This window comes from Sulfitobacter sp. GN1-4, assembly GCF_055693825.1.
The window spans coordinates 3,688,569-3,702,290 of the sequence record NZ_JBVFUQ010000003.1 but is presented as its reverse complement, the minus strand read 5'-3'; the positions used below and the strand labels follow the sequence as shown (position 1 = coordinate 3,702,290).

Sequence of the window (13,722 nt, the reverse complement as noted above, 5' to 3'; positions counted from 1 at the left end):
CGGTCCCGGTTTGGCACCCCCTGCGACACAACCTTGACAGTAACGTCACGCACCCGCATGTAACTCCAAATCGACTGAGAGAGGACGCCAGATGGCCGACAAGGAAAAATCCGGCAATGCCTTTGTCGAAACGATAAAAACAATCGTTTATGCGCTTCTGATTGCTGGGGTTTTCCGCACGCTGTTCTTTCAGCCCTTTTGGATCCCGTCAGGCTCTATGAAAGAGACATTGCTGATCGGGGATTTCCTTTTTGTGAACAAGATGGCCTACGGCTATTCCTACGCCTCTTGCCCCAGCCTGATGCTGCCGAACTTCGGCATCGAAGTGGATGCAAAAGACGTCTGCGGGATGTTTGACGGCGACAACACGCGGCTTTTCGGCGGTGATCCGCAGCGCGGTGATGTGGTGGTCTTTCGCCATCCGGTATCCGGGCGGGATTACATCAAGCGTCTTATCGGTATGCCGGGCGATAGCGTGCAGATCACAGCAGGGGTGGTTGAAATCAACGGCACCCCGGTTGAGCTGCAAGACGATGGGCTTTTCCAAGAGGTCATGACAGCCCAAGGCCCCCAACGGCTGCGCCCGCGCTGTGAAAACGGCCCAGTGGGCGAAGGAGGGGCATGCACCAAGTCCCGCCAGATTGAAACGCTGCCCAACGGTGTCAGCCACACGATCTTGAACATTGCCAACCAACAATCCGATAACACGGGCGTCTATACTGTTCCGACGGGCCATTATTTCTTTATGGGCGATAACCGCGATAACTCAGCTGATAGCCGTCTGGCGCAGCAGGTGGGCGGTGTGGGGTTTGTGCCCTATGAAAACCTGATCGGCCGGGCCGACCGCATCATGTTCAGCTCTGCTGGACGGTCGATGTTGTATTTTTGGACATGGCGGGGTGACCGCTTTTTCAAAGCGGTTGAATGAAGATCAGCGGCGATCTCAAAGCCTTTGAGGCGCGCATCGGGCATCAGTTTTCAGACCCAGCACTTTTGGTTCGCGCGGTCACCCACGCCTCCATGTCTTCGGCCAACCGCGATGACAATCAGCGGCTTGAATTCCTTGGTGATCGGGTGTTGGGGTTGGTGATGGCAGAGGCGCTTTTGGCGCTGGACCGCACCGCCACCGAAGGCCAGTTGGCCCCGCGTTTCAACGCATTGGTGCGCAAGGAAACCTGCGCGGATGTGGCGCGCGATATTGATCTGGGCAAGGTTCTGAAACTGGGTCGGTCCGAGATGATCTCAGGCGGGCGGCGCAAGCAGGCCCTGTTGGGCGACGCCATCGAAGCGGTGATTGCGGCGGTCTATCAGGACGCCGGGTTTGAGGCGGCCAAAGCGCTGGTGCTGCGCCTGTGGGGCGCGCGGATTGAGACGGTTGAGGCCGACGCCCGCGATGCAAAAACCGCGCTGCAGGAGTGGGCGCAGGCTCGCAAGCTGCAACCGCCTCAATACCTGCAAATCGCGCGCATCGGTCCTGATCATGCACCGGTGTTCACGATTGCCGCACGGTTGGAAAACGGTGCCGAAGCGCAAGCCACCGCCCCCTCAAAACGTGCAGCTGAACAAGCGGCGGCAACCGCCCTTTTGGCGCAAATGGAGACTGAGACATGAGCGCTGAAATGGGCCAGACACGCGCGGGTTTTGCCGCCCTGATCGGCGAGCCGAATGCAGGGAAATCCACCCTTTTGAACCGTATGGTGGGGGCCAAGGTGTCCATTGTGACGCATAAGGTCCAGACCACCCGCGCGCGCATTCGCGGGGTGGCGATGGCGGGCGACAGCCAGATCGTTTTTGTGGACACCCCCGGCCTTTTTCAACCGCGCCGCCGGTTGGATCGCGCAATGGTTGCCGCCGCCTGGGGCGGGGCTGCGGATGCGGATGTGGTGGTGTTGCTGATTGAGGCGCATCGCGGTGTAACCGAAGGGGTGGAACGCATCCTGGACGGGCTAGCTGAGATTGGCACGGGACGCCGGGTGGCGCTGGCGATCAACAAGATCGACAAGGTCGAAGCGCCGGTGCTGCTGGGCCTGTCAAAAGATCTGAATGACAGGTTCGCCTTTGCTGAGACCTTTATGATTTCTGCGGAAAAGGGTCATGGCGTAGAGGCGCTGCGCGATTGGTTGGCGGTTGAGATGCCCGAAGGGCCTTGGCTCTATCCCGAAGACCAAATCGCCGATCTGCCCATGCGCATGATCGCGGCTGAGATGACACGGGAGAAGCTGACCCTGCGCCTGCATCAGGAGCTGCCCTATCAATTGACGGTGGAGACTGAGAACTGGGAAGAGCGCAAGGACGGCTCTGCCAAGATTGACCAGTTGATCTATGTCGTGCGCGACGGCCACAAGGGCATTGTGCTGGGTCACAAGGGTGAGACGATCAAAGCGGTCAGCAAAGCCGCCCGGACGGAGCTTGAAGAGTTTTTGGGCCGCCGCGTGCATTTGTTTTTGCAGGTCAAGGTCCGGCCAAATTGGCTTGATGAAGCGGAGCGCTATAAGGAAATGGGGCTCGATTTCAAAGATGGCAACGCCTGAGTTTCATCGCAGATGTCTGTCTTGTGGCCACGGTGGCTGTAAGTTTTATTGGAAAGATGAAGGGGCAGGCCAGTGCCAAGGCTGACAACACGGTTCTGGGTTGATGCCTATTTGGCGCGTTTGTCGCTGCAAGGGATCCCGGCTTTTGTCGTGGCGCATGGGGATGACACGGGCGGGGCGGTTCTGGTCAAGCTTGCGACGCTTGATGGGCAGGCGGTGTTGTTTCAGCGGTCCTTTGATCTGATGAGCGGAGAGCGGAGTTGGGTTGAATTGGCCAAGGGCGCTGAGCCGGAGGTGGATGCAGCGGCGCGCAGACAGCGTGAATTTGACCCTGACCTGTGGGTGATTGAGGTGGAGGACCGTCAGGGCCGGCATCTGTTGGACACAGAGGGGCTGGCCTGATGGAGTGGCGCGATCAGGGCATATTGCTCAGCACGCGCCGCCATGGGGAAACCTCTGTGATCATCGAAGTCTTTACGCCAGAGCGCGGCAAACACGCAGGCGTGGTACGGGGCGGAACCAGCCGCAAAATCGCGCCAGTGCTGCAACCGGGCGCGCAGTTGGATCTGGCCTGGCGGGCCAGGTTGGAAGACCACATTGGTAGTTTCACCGTGGAACCGCTGCGCAGCCGTGCGGCGATCGCATTGGGCGACCGGCTGGCGCTGGCTGGGTTAAATGCGGTAACCGGGCTTTTGGCCTTTGCCCTGCCCGAACGTGAGCCGCATCCGGCACTTTATGCCCGAACAGAAGCGCTGTTGGATTTGCTGGGGCAGTCCGATGTCTGGCCGCTGGCGTATCTGCAGTGGGAGATGTGTTTGCTTGAAGAGATGGGCTATGCGCTGGATCTGACGTCTTGTGCGGTGACGGGGTCCCGTCAGGGGTTGCGCTATGTCTCGCCTAAATCGGGGCGGGCGGTATCGGCGGAAGGGGCCGGAGAATGGGCGGATAGGTTGTTGCCCCTGCCCGATGTTTTGCGGGGACAAGGAGAGGCGTCTGATGCAGAGATTGCGCAGGCCTTTGTCACAACGGGGCATTTTCTGAACGCACATATGGCCAAGAACCTTGGCGACAGGCCGCTGCCTGACGCGCGGGCACGCTATGTTGAGGCGTTTGGACGAAGCCTTTGAAGGCTTCGGGCCGTTTCCTTGAAAGGAAACGGGCACCGCCGCGTCTTTATTCCAGTGCCAGGATCGTATCGACCAACGTGTCAAAGGGCGCGATGCCGTCATCAGCAGCGCTTTGCGCGATTTGCGGCAGGCCAATCAGAGACGCCTGAAGCGCGCGGGCAAAATCGGGGTTGCCCAAGCCCAGGCCTGCCAGAAGCTGCGTCAGATAGCGCAGGCGTTCGGCGTCAACCTCTTCCAACACGGTGCGAACGCGCGCATCGCCGTTGGCCCAGATCCGCAGATTGGCCTCAACCCCGTCATTCAGAACGTCTCGGCCAAATTTGCGCAGCCGTTGATCGGGTTCACCACGTTCCTGCAACAAGGCCACCACATGGGCCAGCGCCCGGGCGCGCCATTCTTGCAAGACAGCGTCCTGGAAGGCGGGGACATCTTTGAAATGCCAGTAAAACGACCCTTTGGTCGTTCCCAACCGGCGGGCAAGGGGTTCTGCGGCCAAAGCGGAAGGGCCGGAGGCCACAAGCGCTTCCATGCCAGCGGAAAGCCATTTTTCAGGGGAGAGTCGGGGGCGTGCCATATCCGAGGGATACCGCCCCGCGTGCAGGAGAGGCAAGCGATGCCTCTCCTAATTCACGAAAACTTAGCCAAGCAAGCGGCGTGCGATCACCTGTGCCTGAATTTCAGCCGCTCCTTCAAAGATATTGAGGATGCGGGCGTCACACAGAACGCGGCTGATCTTGTACTCCAGGGCAAAGCCGTTGCCGCCGTGGATCTGCAAGCCATTGTCCGCCGCAGCCCAGGCCACGCGGGCACCCAAGAGCTTGGCCATACCGGCCTCAACATCACAGCGGCGTCCCTCGTCCTTTTCAAAGGCAGAGAAATAGGTCAGCTGACGCGCCACCATGATCTCCACCGCCATCATCGCCAGTTTGGACGACACGCGGGGGAAGTTGATCAGGGATTTGCCGAACTGTTTGCGGTCAATCGCATACTGCATGGAGATATCGAGCGCGGATTGCGCCACGCCAATCGCGCGGGCCGCGGTTTGGATGCGCGCGCTTTCAAAGGTCTCCATCAGTTGCTTAAAGCCTTTGCCTTCTTCGCCGCCCAGAAGGTTTTCACCCTTCACGTGGAAGTTATCAAAGCCCAGTTCGTATTCTTTCATGCCGCGGTAGCCCAGCACTTCGATTTCGCCGCCGGTCATGCCTTCGGTGGGGAAGGGGGCCTCATCCGTGCCGGGTGTCTTTTCGGCCAGGAACATGGACAGACCTTTGTAGTCAGAGGTCTCAGGATCGGTGCGTGCCAGCAGGGTCATCACCTGGGTGCGTGCGGCATGGGTGATCCAGGTTTTGTTGCCGGTGATTCTGTAATCGCCATTCTCGTCCTTCACCGCGCGGGTGCGCAGAGAGCCAAGATCAGAGCCGGTGTTCGGTTCAGTGAACACAGCCGTCGGCAGCGTTTCAGCGGAAGCCAGACGTGGCAGCCACTTTTCTTTCTGCTCTTGCGTGCCGCCAGCGATGATCAGTTCTGCCGCAATCTCAGACCGGGTGCCCAGAGAGCCCACGCCGATATAGCCGCGCGACAATTCTTCGGACACAACGCACATGGACGCTTTGCTCAGACCAAAGCCGCCGAATTCCTCTGGGATGGTCAAGCCAAAGACGCCCATCTCAGCGAGCTCTTCGATCACCTCCATCGGAATAAGTTCATCCTTGAGGTGCCAGTCATGCGCAAAGGGTTCGACCTTTTCCACCGCATAGCGGCGGAACTGTTCGCGGATCATCTCAAGCTCTTCGTCCAGGCCAGATGCACCGACGGTGATGTTCGCGGCCTGCTCTTGCATCAGCTCACAAAGCCGGGTGCGGGCGGCTTGGGTGTTGCCCCCTTGGGTCAGCGTCTGGATCGCAGGTTCCATCATCCCGCGCATGTCTTCTTGGGTCAGGCCCATGTCCTGGAGGCGCAGCACCTCGCCCTGGTTCATCTGGATGCCGCCGTAGATCTGCCAGAGGTATTCGCCAAAGGCGATCTGGTGGATCAGCTGCTCAACCTCGCCAAACTTGCCTTCGGTGTTGAGCGTTTCGGCCCACCGCTGCATTTCGCGCAACGACTGCGCATAGGTGGCCAACCAGGCCAAACCGTGTGCGGCGGTCTGATGCGCCTCGATCAAACCTGCTGAAACGCGGCCGTCTTTGCTGACCAGCGCCCGCACAGAGGTTTTGGCCTTTTCCAAGATCGTTTCAACGGGTGCCACGGCCGCACCTGTCAGCTCCAGCAGATTGTCCAGCAGGACAGGTGCCTGCATCATTGTCATGTCCTGACCGTCATGTGCCATAAGTCTAACCCTCGTTTTGCTGCCCTGCAGATAGCGCCTTCGCAACTGCAGCACAATAAAGATACGTTTTGATGCGTCAATTTGTTCAAAAATTGCGCGCCCATTTTCGCCGTGCAGCGGATTCGCCAGATGGTATGTAGGGCTATGAGCAGCTTATTCGCCATTTTGGACCCATTTCAGCTGATCTTGGCTATGGGTATCGCGTTTTGCGCAGGATTCGTCAAAGGCGTGGTCGGTTTCGCGCAGCCCTTGGTGATCATCTCGGGGCTGACATTGTTCCTGTCGCCAGAGCTGGCGTTGGCGGGTCTGATCCTGCCCACGCTGGTCGCGAATGTGTTTCAGTCCCTGCGCCAAGGGGTGGGGGCGGCGTGGTCTTCTGTGCGGAAGTTTCGGTACTTCATGGCCGTTGGCGGGATCACAATGGTCGTCGCGGCACAGTTGGTTCTGGTGGTGCCGCAGCCGGTGCTATTGGTCGTGATTGGCCTGCCTGCGTTGGTTTATTCTATTCTTGAGCTGTCTGGCGTGTCTTTCACGCTTAAACAGCAACGCAAACGCGTGGACATGGGCATTGGGGCGGTGGCCGGTGTCATGGGCGGCATGGCCGGGGTCTGGGGCCCGCCAACGGTGATGTATCTGACAGCACTGAACACGCCCAAGCATGACCAGATGCGGGTGCAGGGGGTGATTTATGGCGCTGGATCGGTGGTGCTGGTCTTTGCCCATACCGGGTCAGGGGTGCTGACGTCTGACACTGTGGGGCTGTCGCTGGCCTTGATTGCGCCGGCGCTGATCGGGATGTGGGTCGGCGGGCAAGTCATGGACCGAATCGATCAGGTGATGTTCCGACGCGCGACCTTGGTCGTGCTGCTGATCGCAGGCGCGAACCTTATCCGCCGCGCGATTTTCTGACGTTTAGTTGCGCCGCGCGACGGTCACGCCAGAGACGTCTTCGATGAATGTCACGATCCGTGTCTTTACGTTTTCATCTTTGATGGCCGCCAAAGCATGCACAATCTCAAGTCCTGCGTCTTCGCGTGGGGCTTCGTTTTGATTGTCATGCAGTCCTTCAAAGAAGAAAGACGGCGAAACTTCAAGGATTTGCGCCAGCTCAAACAGGCGGCTGGCAGCGACGCGGTTTGATCCGATCTCGTATTTCTGAATTTGCTGGAAAGACAGGTTAAGTTTTCGGGCGACATCCGTTTGAGACAAGCGGCGCAGGGTGCGGATCTGCTTGAGTTTCCGACCGACGTGAAGATCTACAGGATGCGACATTAATCAAACCTCAGGTTGTGAGCTGTAGTCGTTGTCTCCACTTTCGGGATGTCATTCAATTGCCTAGTTTTTTCCTCTTTGGGGAAACAAATAACACGTAGATGGGTGATTAATGTTGCAATGATGGGTGATTTCTTTACCTATGAGTCTAATGAATGAAACGACGAACATAGAGAGCCGTGTAGCCGCCGCCGCGCAGGATGCACCGCCCGCTTTGTTGTACGAAATGATACGGTCGTTCATTGCATTGGCGGACACGTTAAACCTCAGTCATGCAGTTGCGGAATTAAACAGCACCAGACAGACGGTCCGCCGCCACATCTCGCACCTCGAAGCGTCGATGGGCGCGTCTTTGTTCAATGTCGTTGACCGGCGCTATTTTCTAACGCCCGTGGGTGAAAGCATGCGGCCGATGGCCAAGGATATTCTGGCCAGGGGCAAGCTGTGGCATTCCGGCCAGGTCCGCAGCATTGGCGATCTTGAGCGTCTGCATGCGACATCTGGCGACTGGATGCTGTATCAGCAGCAACAACCGTTGGGGCGCATCTGGAGCGATTCCTCCCCGCTGTTGCGAGAGACCTTTCGCGCCTGGAGCATGGCGGGCGGAGAAATTGAAAGCGAATTTTTCGCCCATGTGCGCCCCTATGTGATTGTATATCGCCAATCAGAGGCTGGGTGGATCTGTGTCGAATTTGGCGAACAATCCACTTACGTAAAGTGGTTCGGAAAGGATTTCGCCCGCTCAAGTATTGGTCGCCCGATCAATAAGATGCCCGCGGGGGAGGATTTCTCCAGCCTGGTCTATGCCGCTTTTGAGGAAGTGCAGGCCGCACAGATGGCGCGGCTGGACCATGTTCTGACCCGCATGCCACGCCCCGATGGGCAAGTGGCGCGGCCCGTTGCCTATCAGCGTTTGATGCTCAGCGGTTTTTTCCAGATAAATCACCTTCGGTTCTGTCTTTGGTGGCCCCCGCCGATGACGTGTATATCGACGGTATAGATGTCTCCAAAATCAGGGATTTAGAACCCGTTGAGCCGCTTGAGTTCGGCCCCGAACAAACCCTTTTTGAGGGTGCAAACATGAGCGCCTTTTCGAAATAAGGCGAAAATTGGACAGTTCGATGTCAAATGTCGGGTCTTTTTCCCGCATTTGTATTAGTCTTTTGTCAAAGCGGACAAAAGGACTCGGGCATGACAATTCAATTTCCAAGCGACGCCGCGCCGTTCATCGCGACAAGTCGCGATATCTTGCGGGCACATAAGATTGAGGTAACCACAGGTAGTAATTTTGAAGAGTACAGTGAGATCATCCACACTGAGCGCAAGGTGCAGAATCTTGGTGCGCCGTTCGACTTCAAGCAGTACGACCTGAAAAAAGAAGATGCCTTTTGGCTGATCGGCCGCAACCGTGAGGGGGAGCTGATTCATTCGCAGGCGGCCAAAAAAGTTCCCTTGCATGGTGCTTCTTTGGCAACACATCTGCGCACGCATTTCGTGGATTTCCCGCCTCCTATTCCGGGGTCGATTTTGAACGCTCGCGCTTTCGGGCGACGCCGGGCATGCGCGGCATCACGGGGAATGTGGTCTATCACGGTGAGGTTTGGATGGCCCCGGAAGAGGGCCAGTATCGCGGCACGGGTCTGTCTACCGTGTTGGCACGGACCGGCCTGCTTGAAATCATGCGCCGTTGGAACCCTGATTTTATCTACGGCTTCATGCTGCGCCAAGTTGCGTTCAAGGGGTTCTCTGAACGGATGGGGTATTTCCACAATGAACCCGGCGCGCTCAAGTGGCAGATTGCGGGCCGCGACAAGCCGTTGGAGGCGTTTCTGACCTGGCTCAGTGACGAAGACGCGCGGTTCTTGCTGGATATTCCGGTTGAGGATCTGGTGACAGAGGCGGCCTAAAGCGCCTGCTTCAGGCGGGATGAGCCTCAAAGCGACGATGGAAATGAAAAAGAGCCGCGCCCTTGTCGCGGCTCTTTCTATGTCAAAAGCGATAACGCTCTAATCTGCCCTTAGCGGCTCTGCAGCCCAGCGTCCCTGGAACGCAACTGCGCTGCCAAGCTTACCCGATAGCAGCTGATTTGACGTCTTCATCAATGAAGGGGACGTATTGTTCAAAGTTGTCTGAGAACATCGCAACCAACTTGGCCGCTTGCACGTCATAGCCTTCTGCGTCGTCCCAGGTCCGGCGGGGATCCAGCAGGATGTCCGGCACACCCTCCACCGCAACAGGCACCTCAAAGCCAAAGTTCGGGTCTTTGCGGTAGGTCACCTCGTTCAGTTCACCTTCCAACGCGGCGGTCAGCAGGGCGCGGGTGGCCTTGATCGGCATCCGGCTGCCGGTGCCGTAGGCGCCCCCGGTCCAACCGGTGTTCACCAGCCAGCAGGTCGCCCCATGCTGGGCGATCTTTTCGCGCAAGAGGTTGCCATAGACCTCAGGGCGGCGTGGCATAAAGGGCGCGCCAAAGCAGGTGGAGAACGTGGGCTCAGGCTCAGTCACGCCGCGTTCTGTGCCCGCCACCTTGGACGTAAAGCCCGACAGGAAGTGATACATCGCCTGTGCAGGCGTCAGCCGCGCGATAGGGGGCAAGACGCCAAAGGCGTCGCAGGTCAGCATGATGATGTTCTTGGGATGCCCGCCCACCGCCTTTTCAGAGGCGTTAGAGATATAGTGCAGGGGATAGGCGCAGCGCATGTTCGCCGTCAGGCTGTCGTCGTCAAAATCCAGAGCTTTGGTTTCAGGATCAAAGACCATGTTTTCAATGACGGTGCCGAACTTGCTGGTGGTGTCATAGATCTCTGGCTCTGCTTCGCGGCTCAGGTTGATCGTTTTGGCATAGCAGCCCCCCTCAAAGTTGAAGGTGCCGTTGTCGGACCAGCCGTGTTCATCATCGCCGATCAATGTGCGCTGTGGATCGGCAGAAAGCGTCGTCTTGCCCGTGCCCGACAGGCCAAAGAAAACAGCCGTATCCACCGGGTTGTTCGTCGCGTGGTTGGCTGAGCAGTGCATCGGCATGATGCCTTTCTCAGGCAGCAGATAGTTCAGCAGCGTGAAGACAGACTTCTTGTTCTCGCCCGCGTATTCGGTGCCGCCGATCAGGATCATCTTGCGGTCAAAGTTCATCGCAATCACCGTCTCAGACCGGCAATTGTGCTTGGCGGGGTCCGCCTGGAAGCTGGGGCAGTTGATCACGGTGAAGTCTGCGATGAAGTCATCCAGATCTTCGCGCTCAGGGCGGCGCAGCATGGTGCGGATGAAAAGCCCGTGCCAGGCCAGTTCTGTCACCATGCGAACGTTGATCGCGTGGCGCGGGTCGGCGCCGCCGACCAGGTCCTGCACAAAGTACTCTTTGCCCTGCATGTGCGCGATCATGTCGTCATAAAGCGCGTCAAACCCTTCGGGCGACATCTCGGCGTTGTTTTCCCACCAGATCGTGTCTGCGACACTGGCGGTTTTCACAACATGCTTGTCCTTGGGTGACCGGCCGGTGAATTTGCCCGTGGTGACCAAAAACGCACCACCATTGCCCAGCGTGCCTTCCCCGCGTTTCAGGGCGGTCTCAATCAAGGCCGGTTCCATCATGTTATAATAGACATTGCCCAGCCCGGTGATCTGTTGATCTTCAAGGCGGAACTGCGGGTTTACCCGTCCAGATGTCATGCAATGTCTCCTGTAGACGTGCCGGTGCGGCGATTGGCTAAACTGTTGGTACCAGGCTGGCAAAGCGCTGGCCGCGACCGTTAAGGGTCACAAAGCGGCTCATAACATGAGGGTTTCGGGGATGAACAGGTGGCTTGGTCGCAGTTAGCGCCATCATAGCAAACTTTGGCCACAGGGCGTTGCGCGCAAACGATTGCGCCGGGTTGAACCCAAGGAAAAGTGCGGCAATTTAGCCATTCCTAACCAAAATGTGGCGGAAATGTGGCGATCATCCGAGGTGATTCGCACTTAAGGATTGATTCGCAGGGTTAAAATTGGGATCAATGCCAAAAAACAATAACATGTATTGAGCAGCACGAAGGAAACAGGCGATGTCAAAAATTGCTTTGGTGGACGACGACAGGAATATCCTGACGTCGGTCTCGATGACTCTAGAAGCAGAAGGCTTCGAGGTCGAGACATATAATGACGGCCAGGCGGCCCTCGACGCGTTTAACAAGAAACTTCCAGACATGGCCGTGTTGGACATCAAGATGCCCCGCATGGACGGCATGGATCTGTTGCAGCGTCTGCGTCAGAAAACAGCGATGCCCGTCATCTTCCTCACCTCCAAGGATGATGAGATCGACGAGGTGCTGGGTCTGCGTATGGGCGCGGATGACTACGTCAAAAAACCGTTTAGCCAGCGCTTGTTGGTGGAACGCATCCGCGCGCTTTTGCGCCGTCAGGATGCCGTGGACACCGGACAGGTGGGCGAAACGGAAGAGACCAAGGTGATGGAACGCGGCGATCTGCGGATGGATCCCTTGCGCCACGCGGTCAGCTGGAAGGGCAAAGATGTGTCCCTGACAGTCACCGAATTCCTGCTGTTGCAGGCATTGGCGCAGCGCCCGGGTTTCGTGAAATCGCGCGATCAGCTGATGGATGTCGCCTATGACGATCAGGTCTACGTTGATGACCGGACGATCGACAGCCACATCAAACGTCTGCGCAAGAAGATGCGCACCGCGGATGATGAATTCTCCGCAATTGAGACGCTGTATGGGATCGGGTACAGATATAACGAAGAATAGAATGGCCGCAGAGCCATTGTGAAAGGAACGTAGTGCGGGATACGAGCACACCCACGCGGGACGGTGACGTTGTTCTGGGCGATGATTGGGTCGCCCCGGACAATGCAGCACCCGATGAGCTGCGCGTGCGTCGTGAACGCCGCGGGCTTTTCTCGCTGCGTGGCTCGCCGCTGACCCGCAAGATCATTACCTTCAATCTGATCGCGCTCAACGTTCTTGTCGCGGGCATTTTGTATCTCAACTCCTCGCGGGATTCTCACGCAGTTCAGCGCGCCACGGCGCTGGTGTCTGAGGCTGAGCTGATCGCGAATGTGATTGAGGCTAAATTGCCCGTAGGTGCGCCCGTCAGCCTTGCCACCGGCGATGGGGTCGATTTGAACGCCACCTTGGCGGCGATTGATCTGCGCACCGGGATTGATGTCTTTGTCTACGATCCTGCCGCCAATCTGGTGGCACAGACCAAAGGTGGCCTGTCAGAAAGCATGTCCGACACCGGCAACCGGACATTGCTTACCGATGGTCTAAGCTGGATCTGGGACAAACTCTCCGTGCCTTTTGGCCGGGCAGATGCCGAACCCGCTGCACCTTTGTCTGAGCAGTTCAAACCCTATGTCGCCGACAGCCTGTCTGCGGGGACCCGGACTGAGAACACCATTGATGCCGCAGGGGCCACGCTCTTTACGGTCATGACCCCGATTGAGCAGGGGGCAAACCGTGTCGGCGTTGTCGCCATCGCATCCGCCGCGGGTGAGATTGACAAATTGGTCCGACAGGAACGTGAACGCGTCCTGCAGATGTTTGTCATCGCCACGCTGGTCTCCATCGGTCTCAGCCTCGTGCTGGCCTCAACCATCGCCAACCCGCTGTCTGATCTTGCCTCCGCGGCTGAGCTGGGCCGCGACAAGAACGCGCGCAAGATGAACCCGGGCCGCATTCGTATCCCCGATCTGACCGCGCGCCCCGATGAGATTGGCCGCCTGTCAGGCGCGCTGCGCGGCATGGTTTCAGCGCTTTACAACCGCATTGATGGCAACGAACAATTCGCGGCTGACGTTGCCCATGAAATCAAGAACCCGCTGGCCTCACTCCGCTCGGCAGTGGGCACGCTGCGGATGGTCAAACGCGAAGACCAGCGCGAAAAGCTTCTGGATGTGATCGACCACGACGTGCGTCGCCTGGACCGTTTGGTCAGCGATATCTCCAACGCTTCGCGGCTTGATTCCGAGCTGGTCAAAGAAGAAGAAGAACAGTTCGATCTGCTCAACATGGTGTCCAACCTCGGCCAGTACCTGGGCGAGGATGCCAAGGGCAAAGGCATTGATTTCATTACCGACCTGCCGCAGCAGCCTATCCACGTCCACGGGTTGGAAGCGCGCCTTGCGCAGGTCTTTGTGAACCTGATCACCAATGCAATTTCCTTCTGCGAAGAGGGCGATGCGATCCGCGTCTGGGCACGCAAGCGCGACAATCGTGTCTTGGTGGTGGTCGAAGACACCGGTCCGGGTATCCCCGAACAGGCGCTGGCCAAAATCTTCAAACGCTTCTACTCACAGCGCCCCGAAGAGCATTTTGGCAATAACTCCGGTCTGGGTCTGGCGATCTCCAAACAGATTGTTGAAGCGCATGGCGGCGTGATCTGGGCGGAAAACATCCGCCCCACTGAGGCTGACATCACCTCCGACCCGCTTGGCGCCCGCTTCGTTGTGGGTCTGCCGCTCTAAGCC

15 protein-coding genes are annotated in these 13,722 nt (G+C 58.0%); 10 read left to right on the top strand and 5 right to left on the bottom strand.

The genetic code is table 11. From position 1 onward, the window contains the following. The first annotated feature begins 91 nt into the window (after positions 1-91). The 5 genes from lepB (at position 92) to recO (ending at position 3,658) form a co-directional block, all read left to right on the top strand. The gene (gene lepB, locus ACZ1HM_RS18970) at positions 92-928 is read left to right on the top strand and encodes a signal peptidase I (RefSeq protein WP_472744170.1); all 837 of its coding nucleotides are present in this window, start codon (positions 92-94) and stop codon (positions 926-928) included. Then, the gene (rnc, locus tag ACZ1HM_RS18965; RefSeq protein ID WP_472744169.1) at positions 925-1,611 is read left to right on the top strand and encodes a ribonuclease III; all 687 of its coding nucleotides are present in this window, start codon (positions 925-927) and stop codon (positions 1,609-1,611) included. Before lepB ends, rnc begins: the two co-directional genes overlap by 4 nt. Next, entirely contained in the window at positions 1,608-2,531 is a 924-nt protein-coding gene (gene era, locus ACZ1HM_RS18960) for a GTPase Era (RefSeq protein ID WP_472744168.1), read from the top strand. Before rnc ends, era begins: the two co-directional genes overlap by 4 nt. 72 nt (positions 2,532-2,603) lie before the next feature. Next, complete coding sequence (locus ACZ1HM_RS18955; protein WP_472744167.1) at positions 2,604-2,933, top strand: DUF1491 family protein; 330 nt, start codon at positions 2,604-2,606, stop codon at positions 2,931-2,933. Then, a complete protein-coding gene (gene recO / locus ACZ1HM_RS18950) occupies positions 2,933-3,658 on the top strand; it encodes a DNA repair protein RecO (RefSeq protein WP_472744166.1) in 726 nt (241 codons plus the stop codon). The genes ACZ1HM_RS18955 and recO overlap by 1 nt, the downstream gene beginning before the upstream one ends. A gap of 46 nt (positions 3,659-3,704) precedes the next feature. Here recO and ACZ1HM_RS18945 read toward each other — a convergent pair whose 3' ends face one another. Both ACZ1HM_RS18945 and ACZ1HM_RS18940 read right to left on the bottom strand, forming a co-directional pair. Next, positions 3,705-4,232, bottom strand: coding sequence for a TetR/AcrR family transcriptional regulator (locus ACZ1HM_RS18945; RefSeq protein WP_472744165.1), 528 nt, complete (start codon positions 4,230-4,232; stop codon positions 3,705-3,707). 63 nt (positions 4,233-4,295) lie between these two features. Next, positions 4,296-5,987 (bottom strand): acyl-CoA dehydrogenase family protein, encoded by a 1,692-nt coding sequence (locus ACZ1HM_RS18940; RefSeq protein ID WP_472744164.1) that lies wholly within the window; start codon positions 5,985-5,987, stop codon positions 4,296-4,298. Positions 5,988-6,131: 144 nt separating this feature from the next. Between ACZ1HM_RS18940 and ACZ1HM_RS18935 the strand changes: the two genes are divergently transcribed. Then, the gene (locus tag ACZ1HM_RS18935) at positions 6,132-6,896 is read left to right on the top strand and encodes a TSUP family transporter (RefSeq protein WP_472744163.1); all 765 of its coding nucleotides are present in this window, start codon (positions 6,132-6,134) and stop codon (positions 6,894-6,896) included. A gap of 3 nt (positions 6,897-6,899) precedes the next feature. Here the strand turns inward: ACZ1HM_RS18935 and ACZ1HM_RS18930 are convergent, their stop codons facing one another. Then, positions 6,900-7,259, bottom strand: coding sequence for a helix-turn-helix domain-containing protein (locus tag ACZ1HM_RS18930; protein ID WP_472744162.1), 360 nt, complete (start codon positions 7,257-7,259; stop codon positions 6,900-6,902). A 151-nt stretch (positions 7,260-7,410) separates the two neighbouring features. On the opposite strand from ACZ1HM_RS18930, the gene ACZ1HM_RS18925 reads away from it, so the two are divergent. After that, positions 7,411-8,259: a helix-turn-helix domain-containing protein gene (locus ACZ1HM_RS18925; RefSeq protein WP_472744161.1), complete on the top strand. Its 849-nt coding sequence runs from the start codon at positions 7,411-7,413 to the stop codon at positions 8,257-8,259. A gap of 155 nt (positions 8,260-8,414) precedes the next feature. On the opposite strand, the gene ACZ1HM_RS18920 is transcribed toward ACZ1HM_RS18925, so the two are convergent. Beyond that, positions 8,415-8,717, bottom strand: a complete 303-nt coding sequence (locus tag ACZ1HM_RS18920) for a hypothetical protein (protein WP_472744160.1) — start codon at positions 8,715-8,717, stop codon at positions 8,415-8,417. A 101-nt stretch (positions 8,718-8,818) separates the two neighbouring features. Between ACZ1HM_RS18920 and ACZ1HM_RS18915 the strand changes: the two genes are divergently transcribed. Then, positions 8,819-9,166 (top strand): hypothetical protein, encoded by a 348-nt coding sequence (locus ACZ1HM_RS18915; protein ID WP_472744159.1) that lies wholly within the window; start codon positions 8,819-8,821, stop codon positions 9,164-9,166. Positions 9,167-9,326: 160 nt separating this feature from the next. Here the strand turns inward: ACZ1HM_RS18915 and ACZ1HM_RS18910 are convergent, their stop codons facing one another. Further along, complete coding sequence (locus tag ACZ1HM_RS18910; RefSeq protein ID WP_472744158.1) at positions 9,327-10,925, bottom strand: phosphoenolpyruvate carboxykinase; 1,599 nt, start codon at positions 10,923-10,925, stop codon at positions 9,327-9,329. Positions 10,926-11,296: 371 nt separating this feature from the next. Between ACZ1HM_RS18910 and ACZ1HM_RS18905 the strand changes: the two genes are divergently transcribed. Further along, positions 11,297-11,998 (top strand): response regulator transcription factor, encoded by a 702-nt coding sequence (locus tag ACZ1HM_RS18905; RefSeq protein WP_472744157.1) that lies wholly within the window; start codon positions 11,297-11,299, stop codon positions 11,996-11,998. A gap of 32 nt (positions 11,999-12,030) precedes the next feature. Then, positions 12,031-13,719, top strand: a complete 1,689-nt coding sequence (locus ACZ1HM_RS18900) for a sensor N-terminal transmembrane domain-containing protein (RefSeq protein ID WP_472744156.1) — start codon at positions 12,031-12,033, stop codon at positions 13,717-13,719. Positions 13,720-13,722: the final 3 nt, after the last annotated feature.

Excerpts from the sequence above, each read along its gene's own strand:
- ACZ1HM_RS18935 (WP_472744163.1), top strand. The coding sequence starts at position 6,132 with ATGAGCAGCTTATTCGCCATTTTGGACCCATTTCAGCTGATCTTGGCT.
- ACZ1HM_RS18945 (WP_472744165.1), bottom strand. The coding sequence starts at position 4,232 with ATGGCACGCCCCCGACTCTCCCCTGAAAAATGGCTTTCCGCTGGCATG.
- ACZ1HM_RS18940 (WP_472744164.1), bottom strand. The coding sequence starts at position 5,987 with ATGGCACATGACGGTCAGGACATGACAATGATGCAGGCACCTGTCCTG.
- ACZ1HM_RS18930 (WP_472744162.1), bottom strand. The coding sequence starts at position 7,259 with ATGTCGCATCCTGTAGATCTTCACGTCGGTCGGAAACTCAAGCAGATC.
- lepB (WP_472744170.1), top strand. The coding sequence starts at position 92 with ATGGCCGACAAGGAAAAATCCGGCAATGCCTTTGTCGAAACGATAAAA.
- ACZ1HM_RS18920 (WP_472744160.1), bottom strand. The coding sequence starts at position 8,717 with ATGCAAGGGAACTTTTTTGGCCGCCTGCGAATGAATCAGCTCCCCCTC.
- ACZ1HM_RS18915 (WP_472744159.1), top strand. The coding sequence starts at position 8,819 with ATGCGCGGCATCACGGGGAATGTGGTCTATCACGGTGAGGTTTGGATG.
- recO (WP_472744166.1), top strand. The coding sequence starts at position 2,933 with ATGGAGTGGCGCGATCAGGGCATATTGCTCAGCACGCGCCGCCATGGG.
- ACZ1HM_RS18905 (WP_472744157.1), top strand. The coding sequence starts at position 11,297 with ATGTCAAAAATTGCTTTGGTGGACGACGACAGGAATATCCTGACGTCG.
- era (WP_472744168.1), top strand. The coding sequence starts at position 1,608 with ATGAGCGCTGAAATGGGCCAGACACGCGCGGGTTTTGCCGCCCTGATC.
- ACZ1HM_RS18910 (WP_472744158.1), bottom strand. The coding sequence starts at position 10,925 with ATGACATCTGGACGGGTAAACCCGCAGTTCCGCCTTGAAGATCAACAG.
- rnc (WP_472744169.1), top strand. The coding sequence starts at position 925 with ATGAAGATCAGCGGCGATCTCAAAGCCTTTGAGGCGCGCATCGGGCAT.
- ACZ1HM_RS18925 (WP_472744161.1), top strand. The coding sequence starts at position 7,411 with ATGAATGAAACGACGAACATAGAGAGCCGTGTAGCCGCCGCCGCGCAG.